8 protein-coding genes are annotated in these 13,027 nt (G+C 41.5%); 5 read left to right on the plus strand and 3 right to left on the minus strand.

The genetic code is table 11. The features are described 5' to 3' along the window. Window positions 1-56 precede the first annotated feature (56 nt). From G575_RS0102430 to G575_RS0102440, 3 genes are all read right to left on the minus strand, one after another. A complete protein-coding gene (locus G575_RS0102430) occupies window positions 57-1,445 on the minus strand; it encodes an MFS transporter (protein ID WP_027971294.1) in 1,389 nt (462 codons plus the stop codon). 121 nt (window positions 1,446-1,566) lie between these two features. Beyond that, entirely contained in the window at window positions 1,567-3,990 is a 2,424-nt protein-coding gene (locus G575_RS0102435) for a glycoside hydrolase family 2 TIM barrel-domain containing protein (protein ID WP_027971295.1), read from the minus strand. Window positions 3,991-4,103: 113 nt separating this feature from the next. Further along, the gene (locus G575_RS0102440; RefSeq protein ID WP_027971296.1) at window positions 4,104-5,096 is read right to left on the minus strand and encodes a helix-turn-helix domain-containing protein; all 993 of its coding nucleotides are present in this window, start codon (window positions 5,094-5,096) and stop codon (window positions 4,104-4,106) included. 162 nt (window positions 5,097-5,258) lie between these two features. Between G575_RS0102440 and G575_RS0102445 the strand changes: the two genes are divergently transcribed. The 5 genes from G575_RS0102445 to G575_RS11015 are packed head-to-tail and all read left to right on the plus strand — an operon-like array spanning window position 5,259 to window position 13,009. Beyond that, window positions 5,259-6,944 carry a glycoside hydrolase family 3 protein gene (locus tag G575_RS0102445; protein ID WP_027971297.1) on the plus strand — a complete coding sequence of 562 codons (1,686 nt, stop codon included), beginning with the start codon at window positions 5,259-5,261 and terminating at the stop codon, window positions 6,942-6,944. 17 nt (window positions 6,945-6,961) lie between these two features. Continuing rightward, window positions 6,962-9,778, plus strand: a complete 2,817-nt coding sequence (locus G575_RS0102450) for an alpha-L-rhamnosidase (RefSeq protein WP_027971298.1) — start codon at window positions 6,962-6,964, stop codon at window positions 9,776-9,778. A gap of 41 nt (window positions 9,779-9,819) precedes the next feature. Then, on the plus strand, window positions 9,820-10,485 hold the full coding sequence (pgmB, locus tag G575_RS0102455; protein WP_027971299.1) for a beta-phosphoglucomutase: 666 nt from the start codon (window positions 9,820-9,822) through the stop codon (window positions 10,483-10,485). A gap of 47 nt (window positions 10,486-10,532) precedes the next feature. Further along, window positions 10,533-11,438 carry a glycoside hydrolase family 43 protein gene (locus tag G575_RS11010; protein WP_037622521.1) on the plus strand — a complete coding sequence of 302 codons (906 nt, stop codon included), beginning with the start codon at window positions 10,533-10,535 and terminating at the stop codon, window positions 11,436-11,438. Beyond that, the gene (locus G575_RS11015) at window positions 11,435-13,009 is read left to right on the plus strand and encodes a glycoside hydrolase family 43 protein (RefSeq protein WP_037622524.1); all 1,575 of its coding nucleotides are present in this window, start codon (window positions 11,435-11,437) and stop codon (window positions 13,007-13,009) included. The genes G575_RS11010 and G575_RS11015 overlap by 4 nt, the downstream gene beginning before the upstream one ends. The last annotated feature ends 18 nt before the right edge of the window (window positions 13,010-13,027 follow it).

The following is a 13,027-nucleotide window of genomic DNA, read 5'->3' on the forward strand; positions in this document are numbered from 1 at the left end:
TAAGAAAACCCTAGGTAAACCTAGGGCTGTGAAACAGTCCTTGGGACTGTAGTTAGTTATGCTTCATGATTGTCTTCTGAATGGTCACGAATCATTGATTTCATCACTTGGATATCCGCACGATGCTTATCTACCGGATTAAAGCGAAGGGCAAAAAGCATGATTAGACCAATCAAAACTGGGGCACCAAAGCGTAAGAAGTTAATGGCAAATAAAGTTGCTTCATTTTGTTGACCAATCGCATTTGGCACATAGCCCACCAAACCAAGCACAAAGAGGACACCTGAGCTTGTCAAAGCATTGCCACATTTTTGAGCAAAACCTTTAATGGATGAAATCACACCATTAGCAGAAATGCCCTCTGTAAATTGGATGTAGTCAATGGCATCATTAACCAAAACGTTTACCAAAGCATTTTGCATGGTTGAGAACATTGCCGCAGCAAAACTAAGCACTACTAATAATGTGAAATTGGTCTTACCAAAGAAGAATAAGGTGACAAAGAAAATTCCTGATGCAAATACTGAGAAGGCAAGAGCTTTTTGAGCTGTCTTCAAATATTTCAAGACCAGTGGCATGATGACCATCATGGAAATAATCCCAGCTGGAGACGTCAATGCCATATAAGTACCGATCAAATCTGGTCGCGCCCAGTAATACATAACATAATAAACTGAAGCTGCAAATCCTAGACCATAACCTAAGGAAGCAAGTACCCAAACCACTATAAATGGGGCTAATTCTTTATGTTTTAAGATGCGTTTTAAATCATCTATCAAGGGACGATCTGGTAGGGGTTCGATGTATTTTTCTTTAGCTGTTGCAAAAAGTCCCCAGAAGGTGATGCAGGATAAAGCACCTAGAATCAGCATCAAAGGAATGTAGCCATTGGAGACACCAAGACTTTTTTCAAAGAAGGCCTTGATGTCCATACCAAAGGATGAACCTATTGTAAAGGCGATAGCTGTCACCCCTGCACCAACTGAGATGATGATATTACGGTTTTTATCCTCCTTGACATGGGCTGGCAAAATCGCCATCTGAGGCATAGTATACATGGTTACCGTCATGCCATAGCCGATGTACATGAGTAAGAAATACCACCATTTTCCTGAGGCAGAAAAATCAGGTACAATCCATACCATTGTCGCAAAGAATGTGAGCAAAAGGGGAGCTGGTAGAAAATATGGGCGGTATCGTCCCCACCTAGATTTGGTTCGGTCAGCGATAACCCCCATCATCGGGTCGTTAATAGCATCCCAAAGGGTCGCAATCAACATGATGAGAGCTCCCGATGTAGCGCTAATCCCTAAGTTATCCGTCATATGAATACTCAGGAATGAGGCCATAGCTGCTGCTATCACCATTGCAGGACCGCTAACAGAAGTAGCGTGGAAGAAAGCAAACTTCCAATCCATCTTCTCTTTTGGATGTTTGTTAGCCATAAACAATTCTCCTTTAATATTTTTATCTTTTATAGTTTCAGTATAGCTTATAGAAAGCGCATACACTATATGCTATTTTTTGTTATTGTCTGTTCATTTCGTAGATGTTGGTAGATGCAGATCACGAATATTCCAATACGATTTCCTTATCATCTGCTTTTAAGGTTAGGCTAATCGGTGAGGACGTCCGTTTTAAAATGATTTGAGCTCGTCCAAAATAGCTACTTGTCACCTTCCCCTTATAAGAATGAGTGGGCTTAGGATCTCCAGAACCAATTCCCTCTAAGTGAGCGCCTTCTATGGCCAAGACTTCAATGTCAGCGTCTTGATCAGTAATGAGAAGACCATTTGCATCCTCAAAGGATAGGCTAAGATAGACCAAGTCTTGGGCTTCAAAATCCACTTTTGCAACTAAATGCTTGGTGGCTCTATCTGCACTGGTCAGATAGGACTCTCCAATTTTTTGCCCTGCTTGGTAGTTGGCAGCTCTTAGCGTCCCTGCTTGATAAGGCACTTCAAAATAAGTGACAAAGGCCATTTCTTCACCTATCGCCTTGCGACCAATGAGACAATCATTCAGATAAAGTTCTACTTGATCTCCTGGAGCATAAACTTCCACAATCGTCTGCTGCCCATCTACACCTGACCATGTCCAAGAAGCCACACTGTCTGAGATGACCCAAGGTGTTTTAATTACTTTTTTGCCATAATGATGAGGATTTTGAACAGTGATATAGGGAGTTTTTCTTAGTCCAAATACAATTTCCCTATAATAAGATGCAGGACGTCTAAAGCCTGTAATGTCAATATCCCCACAGAATGCTAGCTGACACGGAAATTGTGCACCGAAGCCTCCTTGGCCCCACTCGTAAGCTGGAACACCAACACCTGCCTCACCAATATAGTCCCAACCTGTCCAAGTAAAGTCTCCAATAACACTCGGTAATTGTTGAACCAATTCCCAGTTTCTTGCGATTTCTGGTGGATAGGTCTCACTTCCTACTATGACACGATTTGGGTGTTCTTTGGCATCTAGCTGGTAACGAGCAGTCATGTAATTATAGCCGGCAACATCTGTTGCTGCTGTTGCCCAATCTAAGTTTTGACTAATGATGGGATGCACAACAATCTTGTCCATGCTAGTGTCCATTATAGACATAAAATCATTGACATTCCCTGTAACAGTCTGTCCTTCTGCTTGATTTTGCGCCACCACATCCGCCGTAATTTGAGGTATTTTATCTCCTGCAGCAAAGACACCGTTAATACCTGCTAAGGTTGGACGTGTCTTATCTAACGATTTAATCTGGTCATGAATCTCCTTAGCGAGGTGGCTGCCATGTTGGGTTGCAATTTCAGGGATTTCATTGCCAATAGAATACAGAATAACTGATGGGTGATTAAAATCCGACTCCACCATGGCCCTGACGTCCTTACGCCAATGCTCCTCAAAAACAAGACTGTAATCAAAATCACTTTTAAATCGCGTCCACATGTCAAAAGTCTCGTCCATGACATAAAGACCTATCTCATCACAAGCTCTCAGTAAAGCTGGTGCTGCTGGATGATGTGCCATGCGAATAGCATTAAATCCAGCATCCTTCAATAAACCAACCTGTCGGCGATGAGCAGCTTCGTATGTCGCGGCTCCCAGTAAGCCACTGTCATGATGGATACAAGCACCACGGAGATTGACGGACTGGTTATTAATCCTCAAGCCGCGTTTACTATCAACCGAAATCGTCCGAATGCCAAAGGCTTGTTGGTCCTCATCAATCAAGCTCTGTCCCTGGCGAATGATAACCTTGACCTGATAGAGGTATGGGGTGTCTGCTGTCCAAGGAAGTGGGTGTTCAAGAGTTAGCACACATTTAAAATCCTTTGATTCGCCCGCTTTAATCACATAAGGACGGCAATCCCATTGAATCAATTGACCATCTTTATCTTGTATGCTGATATCTAACTCAAAGGATTGACATTTTCCTGTTTCGTTGACAATAGGAACAGCGACTTCTAGTCTTGCTAACTCATCTGTCAGCTCTAGTGTTTCCACACGGCTTCCTATTTCTCTTATATGAAGGGCTGGACTGGTTAAGAGATAGACATCCCGATAAAGACCACCACCAGAGTACCATCTGCTATTGCTCATCGCTCCATTTCTTACCTGAACACGGATTTCATTATCTCCTTCATGAAGAAAATCATGAATGGCTACATAAAAGGTGGTGTAGCCAAAATGATGTTTACCTGCCAGTTGCCCATTCACATAGACAAACGTATTCATGTAAGAACCTTCAAATTTTAAAAGGATGCACTTATCCATATCTTCTTGATTTAGGAAAAAATGCTTTAAATACACGTATTGATGCCCATCACGGAAACCTGTATTTCCCCCATTGGGGCTGTCTGCATATGGTTTTTCAAAAATCATTGCATCATGTGGTAGCTGAACATCTTGGGCATGTTCAGGAATATCCCACACCAGAGCAAATGAATCCTTATCTTTCCAAAATTTCCAATGGTCATTGAATAGCTGACTCTTCATAGAACTCGCCTTTCTCAATTTTAATGTATTAACAGTATATCCTTTCTTACCTTACCTGACTATAGCCAAAAAAATCCTGACCTATGGTCATTTCATAGGTCAGGAAAAAATCACTAACGTCTTTCCTTGCGATATTCTGCAGGTGAAAGACCTAATATTTTCTTAAAAATTTTATAGAAATATGAGGGATTTTCATAGCCCACTTGAAGCGATATTTTTTCAATCGGTGCATCTGTATAAAGAAGGTAATCAGCAGCTACATTGATCCGCTGTAAATGAACCAGCTTGATAAAGGATTTCCCTGTTTGCTTTTTCAAGTAGGTCGATAAATAGTTAGGATTAAAGCCAAAGTGGTCACCCATTTCTTCCAATGTCGCATGAGCATAGTTTGTTTCGATGTAGTGTAATAAAGATAAAAGGTTGGACTCTTCTTTTCGGTTGGATAACATCTTATGATCAGGTTGAGTCGATAAGCGCAATAATTTAGCAAAGAAAATCAATAACTCATGGCGAATAATATGGCTGGCTTGCGCATCACTCTTTTTATAATATTCATAAATTATATTAGTCAGGGTTGGTTTTAATCCATCTTCTTGCTGTGTATGAAAAACGGTATAATTGCCCTTATCGTGGTTACTTGGCACAAAAAAGAGAATGTCTGTCAAGTAGCCCCCAGATTCTATGCGACGTAAAAAATCCAGGTCACTACTTGAAAATGCCGTCTTTCTCAAAGCAATATTTAATACCACATCCTCTGAGCCAATCTCCACATTTTTATGAATCAAGTTAGGACTAGCGATAAAAATATCCCCTTCTTTTAGGTGAATGGTCTCTTCTTCTAGTTCAAGGGTTAACTGACCTTTTAGAACCAATATCATCTCCACATAGTTATGAAAATGAAAGGGAACAAATGAATTAATAGGATTGACGGTTAAGGTAATGGGTTGTAAATTCAATTCTAATTCATCATCAAGATTGCTGAAAAATTCATAAATTTCTTGTCCTTTTATGGTTCTGACCGGGACTGGATGAAAATTCTCAACAATTTCTTGCCAGTCTCGTTGGCGGGTTTGTTGCTTCAATAAATCTAAAATGATGGCATCCATAGGCATCTCCTTTTCCTCTAATCATTATACCCTTTTAGTCAATCACGTCAACCTATCTACGAAATGAACAGTTAACTTATTTTTTTCGACCATTGTTTCCCACTTGACATATGCTAAACTTAAACTAGTTATGATAATAATGAGAGGATTAGGAGATTTACGATGGTAGATTTAACCAAACAACCTTACAATTTGAATAAGGAACAAATTGACTTTGTTCACCAAACGGTCCAACAGTTAACGGCAGATGAAAAAATTGGACAGCTCTTCTTTGTCATTGGGCAAGACGAGCATTTAGATGATTTTATTGACCAATATCAGCCTGGTGGGATGATGTATCGTCCTGGATTAGCTGCTGATGTGAGAGCTAAGATTCAACGCATCCAAGAGCATTCGAAGCTGCCTTTGTTTTTTGCAGCGAATCTAGAGTCTGGTGGTAACGGCATTATCACTGAAGGCACTTGGCTTGGAAACCCTCTACAAATAGCGGCTACCGATGATACTGAAGCTGCCTATCAGTTAGGACGGGTAGCTAGCTACGAAGCTAATCAAGTGGGCTGTAACATGAGTTTTGCTCCTATTGTTGATATTGATTATAATTTTAAAAATCCTATTACCAATACCAGAACCTTTGGCTCTAATCCTGATCGGGTCTTACAGATGGCACAAGCTCAAACCAGAGGTTTGGCAGAACATCATGTCATTCCTGTTATCAAACATTTTCCTGGGGACGGAGTTGATGATCGCGATCAACATTTGGTATCAAGCATAAATAGTCTCTCAGCTGACGAATGGTCTAAAACCTACGGAGCCATTTATAAAACCTTGATTGATCAAGGCATTCCTAGTGTCATGATTGGCCATATCTATCTTCCTGAATGGGAACGTAAACTAGCACCTGGTATTTCTGATGCTCAACTACGACCAGCATCTGCTTCATCATTATTGGTAGATGGCCTCCTACGCCAGGAGCTTGGTTTTAATGGTCTAGCAATAACAGACGCAACAGCTATGATTGGCTACAATGTCATCATGCCTCGGGAAGAATTATTAGTTGCTACGATTAATGCAGGAATCGATATGATTCTCTTCAATAAAAATATTGATGAAGATTACAATACGATTAGAACTGCTGTCCATAATGGCAAGATAACTCCTGCTCGTTTGGATCAAGCTGTGACACGTATCATCGCTACAAAAGTCGCTCAAGGACTCGTCACTACCAAAGGACAATTAGGCCTCACGATTCCTGAACAACTAGAGCTTCAAACACATAAACACCAACTCATTACCCAAGAAATTGCTAAAAAATCTGTGACACTAGTCAAAGATTCTCAGCAGCTACTGCCTATTTCTCCACAAAAAACGCCTCGCGTTCGTCTAGTTATTTTGGGTGATTCTGATGAGGGGGGCTTTAAAGAAGGTGGAAAAGTCGCAAGTCTTTTTGAAAAAGGACTGATAGATTTAGGGTTTGAGGTCACACCATATCAATTAGATTTTCATGAAATATTTGAAGAAGGGGTGGAAGATTTAAAAGCTAAGTTCGATCTAGCTTTTTACGTGGCAAATGTCGAAACAGCTTCCAATCAAACCACAACGCGATTGAACTGGATACAGTTAATGGCAGCCAACGCTCCTTGGTTTGTCAAATCCATACCAACCGTTTTTGTGTCAACGGCAAATCCATACCACCTCTATGATGTGCCTTTCATGCCAACCTTTATCAATGCCTATACAGGTACTCCTGCTACTGTTGACGCTGTACTCCGCAAAATGACAGGACAAGAAGCTTTTGAAGGGACTAACCCTGTTGATCCATTCTGCGGTGATTTTACAGCCAAATTGTAATTAGAAAGAAGAACCAGATGAACATTTCAAGTATTCTTATTAACCATATGACAGAACCGATAGGATTTGACTTCAACAGTTTACGTATTGACTTTAAAATAGAAGCTGATTCCTACTCTGACGTGGAGAAAAAATTGATCCTCTCTACGGGTAACCAAACCATCTATAAGACCGATTTTATCCCTTTTACCAATAATTTCTTTGAAGTCAACATCCCCCTTAAGCCTCGTACCCGCTATGATGTTAACGTCCAAGTAAGGTCACTAGAAAAGACCGTTTGTAAACAGTCCTTCTTTGAAACAGGGAAAATGACCGAACCTTTCTCGGCTAAATGGATTGCCAATCCTGATAAAAACATTCAAAACACGCTTTTTCGCTCTGCGATTAACATCACTAAAACCGTCAAAAGAGCCCGTCTTTATATGACTGCCCTTGGAATCTACGAAACCTATATCGATGGTCAAAAGATTGGGAATGAATTTTTAGCTCCTGGTCAAACAGCTTATGATGAGTGGATCCAAGTCCAAACCTATGATGTGACTGATGCTTTAACAGCTGGACGACACGAGCTGCTTATCTCTACAGCCGACGGTTGGTTTAAAGGTGTTTATGGCTTTATTGAAGGCATGGATTGCATCTACGGTGATCAGCACCGCGCTTTAGCCGAATACCATATCGACTATGAAGACGGCAGTTCTGAAGTGATAATTACTGATGAGAATTGGGAAACAACTTCTGGAACTGTCTCTAAGTCTTCCATTTACTATGGCGAGGATCGTGATGATAACCTTAGTGTCTCAAACTGGCAAGCTGTTGACATTCTTGATGCTGACAAGAGTATTCTGACCGATCGTCTCAGCCTTCCTCTTATCGTGAAAGAAACACTCGATGTTAAAGAAGTCCTAAAGACACCTTCTGGCGAAACAGTACTTGACTTTGGTCAAAACCATGCGGGAATCTTCCGATTCTATAATCGCACTCCAAAAGGAACCAAGGTTTATTTACAAGTTGGTGAGACCTTACAAGAAGGGAACTTTTATAGAGGAAATCTTCGTTCGGCACGCGCCGCCTTTGAATACATTTCAGATGGTATTGAAAAATGGGTTCAACCGAAGTTCACCTACTATGGCTACCGATATTTGAAAATCGAAGGCTTTGAACAAATCAACCCAGAAGACTTCAAAGCTGATGTCATCTACTCTGATATGCTTTCCACAGGAGAAATAACAACCAACCACAGTAAAGTCAATCGCCTCCTTCAAAATGTTATTTGGGGACAAAAAAGTAATTTCTTTGACGTTCCTACAGACTGTCCTCAGCGTGATGAACGCCTGGGCTGGTCTGGAGATGCCAATGTATTCTCAAATACTGCTCTCTATAATATGGATGTTTATGCCTTCTACCGTAAGTATTTGCGAGATCTGAGCATCGAACAAAAATTAAACGACGGGCGAGCTCCTATGTATGCCCCATCATTTAGAAATCCTGATGGCGGTGGGGCTATTTGGGGAGATGCGACTACCTTTATCCCATGGAACTGTTATCAGGCGACTGGCGATACTAGCCTTTTACGAGAACATTATCCCTCTATGAAAGCTTGGGTCGACTGGATTGGACGCCATACCAAAACGCCACATCTATGGACTGGTTGCTTCCAGTTTGGAGATTGGTTAGCTCTAGACGGTGAAAATCCTGCGATGCCAACTGGCAAGACAGATGAGGATTTCATTGCTTCTATCTACTATCACTACTCGGCTTATATCGTCTCAGAGACTGCTAAATTAATCGGAAAAACAAGTGATGCTGAAGCTTACAGTAGGCTTTCTCAGGACATTTTACAAGCTATTCGCGATGAATACCTTTCTAAAAATGGTAAGCTGACCATTGATACTCAAACCGCTTATGCTTTAGCACTTCAATTTGACCTCGTTTCTGAAACTCAGCGCCAGCGTCTTGTTAGAGACCTGGTCACACGATTACATAAGGATAATGACCATTTAAAAACAGGCTTTGTCGGGACACCTTATATCAATCAAATGCTCTCTAAGTACGGCGAACATTCGCTAGCAACAAAACTATTTCTCCTTGAGGATCTCCCAAGTTGGCTCTACGCCGTCAATATGGGAGCAACTACCGTATGGGAACGTTGGAACTCCGTCGAACCAGATGGCAGCATGAATCCTGAAGGCATGAATTCTCTCAACCACTATTCCATTGGTGCTATCATGGAATGGGCCTATAAATATGTTGTCGGCATTAGAAATCCAAAATCGGGCTATAAAGACTTCGATATCGCCCCTGAATTTGACTACCGACTAGATACTGTCAAGGCTTCTTTTGACTCTCCTTATGGAAAGATAGCTGTCTCGTATCAGATTGAAAGTGACGAATACCATACGATTAAGATGGTGATCTCCATTCCTTTTGGAAGCACCGCGCACCTGAAACTGCCCCGTTCAAAGGATACGGAAGTCTTTGTTAATGGCAATAGCTATCCTAGCGGGCACTTTGACCTTACCTGTGGACACTACACCATTACTTACATCCCAACCCAAGATTACATTGAGCGCTATCAGGCTGATACCAGTCTGGCTGAAATCATGGCAGATCCTTATCTAGTAGAGCAGATAGATGCTATTGATCCTGTTAACCCTATTTTAGACTTTTTTAAAAATGACCCTAGCACGGTTAATGGCGGACTAGGAAAAATGTCTCTAGCTAAAATCAATGCCATTCTCCCTTTTATTACCATTTCTGACGACAATTTGGAAAAGGTCTCTAATATTTTGAAAAATACCGTCATTCTTAACCAACGACAAGTAGGAACAGAATAAACTGATGGTATGTGCTTTTCGAACTCTAGAAAGGAAATCTTATGTTTAAAGGTGCACTTTTTGACCTAGATGGGGTCATTGCGGATACAGCTGTCTATCACTTTGCAGCTTGGCGCAACCTCATTAAAAATCATTTCCAAAAGAACCTTCCAGATCAATTGGAAGAAAAAACCAAAGGGGTCAGTCGTGAGGATTCCTTGAAGATTATTTTGGACTATCTGAACATCCAGGTGTCTGATGAACAATTTGCTGCGCTTTGCAATGAGAAAAACATGGCCTATGTCAACGCTCTCAATCTACTGACTGAAAAAGACATCCTACCTGGCATTGCCCAATTGATTGCAGACTTTCGTAAACAGGGCATTAAAATAGCCTTGGCTTCTGCTAGTAAAAATGGTCCTGTCATTCTTGAAAAGCTAGGACTATCTGATGTCTTTGATGCCATTGCTGACCCAAGTAAGGTTGCTTCTGGCAAACCTGCACCAGATATTTTCCTTATGGCTGCTAAGGCTCTTGGTCTTTTACCAACTGATTGCATTGGTTTTGAAGATTCTGTAGCTGGTGTCATAGCTATCAATGCTGCTGGCAGTATGTCCATTGCTTGTGGTGGACCAGAACTCAACCAGGCCCACAAGCGTTTTGATAGTACCGCAGATTTTACCTACGACGCAATCTTGAAAGCCTGGCAAGAACACGTTAAAGCGTAAACATTGCCACGAAGAGCCTTGCACTCTTTCTTGAAAGGATGACTGTGATGAAGCGACAAGATATAAATATCCGAGACCCCTATGTCTTGGTTCATGAGAACACCTATTACCTATACGGGACAAGGAGTCAAACCACTTGGACTGATGCCGAAGGTTTTGATTGCTACGTCTCTAAAGACCTTGAACACTGGGAAGGTCCAATCGAAATTTTCAAACGCTCCAAAGACTTTTTTGCCACTCAAAACTTCTGGGCTCCTGAAGTATACGCTTATCGAGATGCCTTTTATATGGTGACAACTCTAGGTGCTAAAGACCGTAACAAAGGGATTTATGTGCTTAAAGCAAAGCAACCAACTGGTCCATTTGAACTAATCAGTGGCTGCATAAGTCCTGAGGAATGGTCTGCCATCGACGGAACACTTTATTTTGAGGATGATGTTCCCTATCTTATTTTCTCTCACTCCTTTGAGACATCTCCTGATGGTCACATGTGTCTCTTGACCTTATCTGATCAACTGACAGAAGCTATCAGCCAACCTGTGACCCTTTTTTCAGCAGCAGATGCTCCTTGGTCACAACCCATTCCTTTTGCAAAGGAAGAATTTGGCAAGGACGGAGATGTCTATTTCACTGATGGCCCCTCTCTCTTTAAAGACGAGCACGGTAAAGTGCTTATGCTTTGGTCTTCTTGGGGACAGTCTGGTTACGCCATTGGAATTGCCCGTTCAGAGAGCAACAGCATTCATGGGCCATGGACCCAATTAAAATCGCCAATCTTCTCTGAAAACGGCGGTCACGCTATGGTTTTCCGAGACTTGACCAATCAACTACGCATGGCCTATCACTTCCCAAATGATAAGTATCAAGAACGGCCACAATTTGCACACCTTCAGTTTAATAATGGCAGCTATCACTTAGACAATCACATAAATTCACAGGAGTCTCTCTTATGACAGTTACCTTGTATCAAAATCCTACTTTAAGGGGAATGTTTCCCGATCCATCTATCGTACGAGTTGATGACACCTTTTTCATGGTCAATTCTACCTTTGAATATTACCCAGGTATTGCACTGTCGACATCAAAAGATTTAATGAATTGGACACGATTACCAGGTATTGCTCAGACACCACTGCAAGCTGACCTTAGGCAAGCTCAATCGAATGAAGGTATCTTCGCAGCTTGTATTCGCTATCATTTAGGTTACTTTTATGTTATTACAACAAACTTTGCGGAATTTAAGAACTTTGTCATTCGTGGAACATTAAGCTCGGACGGCACTTCCATCATCTGGGAAGATAAAAGGACTGAAATTGACATCTTCGGTATCGATCCAGATTTGTACTTTGAAGATGGGAGGACCTATGTTCAATTTACTGGTTATATTGACGATAAGGGCACCAAAGCTATCCAGCAAGTTGAAATTGACCTCACTAGTGGCAATATCTTAGCAGGACCTCGGGTATTAAGTTTTGGGAGCGGTGGCCGAGATGTTGAAGGACCACATCTGATAAAGCGAGACGAGTGGTACTATCTCCTTGCTGCTGAAGGGGGTACTGGGCAAGGGCACATGATTACCATGTTTCGAAGCCAATCCCTTTGGGGACCTTTTGAGGGCGCTCCTACTAACCCTCTTTTTACCAATAGAGACCGAGCAATGGAAGCTCTTCAAAATATTGGGCATGCTGATATTTTCCAAGATACCAACGGAAATTGGTGGTTAACTTGTCTAGGGACAAGACCCGCTACAATCAATCATACCCAACTCACCACAATAGGGCGTGAAACCTTATTGTACCCTGTTGATTGGTCTGGGGATTGGCCTCTTATCTATAATGGCATCCCAACAGAAACCGTTGATTTAAGCCATTTTCCTCATCACGCCAAGACATTGTCTCCTCAAATCATCAGCGCCTTTGTTGACACATTTACCAGCCATAGTCTGCATCCTGAATGGTTGACCTTACGTAGCAATCTGGATAATCGTCTATCACTGACTACAGGCAAACTTTATCTAAAAGGCTCTCCTGTACAACTGTCTGATCTGGGTACTCCAAGTTTTATCGGTTTACGTCAGACCGAGCATCACGAAAGTTTAGTATTAGACATTAACCCTACTGACACAAAAGTCAATACTGGCTCATTTGGTATAGCTGTCATCATCGACTCTAGTCACTACGGTGCACTATTGGTTGAAAAATCAGACATAGGATACGATATCTTCAAGAAAGTTCAGGTATTAGATCTTCACATTCACGAGAAAGTAGCTACTTTGCCTAATCTTCCAAATCAATTGTGTGTGGAACACGGCACAGACTTCAAACGGTTTACAGCAAAGGATGTCAATACAACTGTTACCTTTGACCTGCATGCTCAACACTTTTCAAACGAAGCCATAGCAGCTCTAAATACCGGTAACATTGCCGGCCTATATGTCCTAGGAGATGCCGAAGTCTCTTTGAAAAAGGCTTATAGGGGAAAATTAGGTAAACGGAATGCCTCAAACAACCATCAAATCTCCTAACCATAAAAAGAGCACCAC

Source organism: Streptococcus plurextorum DSM 22810, from assembly GCF_000423745.1.
Taxonomy (GTDB): domain Bacteria; phylum Bacillota; class Bacilli; order Lactobacillales; family Streptococcaceae; genus Streptococcus; species Streptococcus plurextorum.

Excerpts from the sequence above, each read along its gene's own strand:
- G575_RS0102430 (WP_027971294.1), bottom strand. The coding sequence starts at position 1,445 with ATGGCTAACAAACATCCAAAAGAGAAGATGGATTGGAAGTTTGCTTTC.
- G575_RS11010 (WP_037622521.1), top strand. The coding sequence starts at position 10,533 with ATGAAGCGACAAGATATAAATATCCGAGACCCCTATGTCTTGGTTCAT.
- G575_RS0102445 (WP_027971297.1), top strand. The coding sequence starts at position 5,259 with ATGGTAGATTTAACCAAACAACCTTACAATTTGAATAAGGAACAAATT.
- pgmB (WP_027971299.1), top strand. The coding sequence starts at position 9,820 with ATGTTTAAAGGTGCACTTTTTGACCTAGATGGGGTCATTGCGGATACA.
- G575_RS0102435 (WP_027971295.1), bottom strand. The coding sequence starts at position 3,990 with ATGAAGAGTCAGCTATTCAATGACCATTGGAAATTTTGGAAAGATAAG.
- G575_RS0102440 (WP_027971296.1), bottom strand. The coding sequence starts at position 5,096 with ATGGATGCCATCATTTTAGATTTATTGAAGCAACAAACCCGCCAACGA.
- G575_RS11015 (WP_037622524.1), top strand. The coding sequence starts at position 11,435 with ATGACAGTTACCTTGTATCAAAATCCTACTTTAAGGGGAATGTTTCCC.
- G575_RS0102450 (WP_027971298.1), top strand. The coding sequence starts at position 6,962 with ATGAACATTTCAAGTATTCTTATTAACCATATGACAGAACCGATAGGA.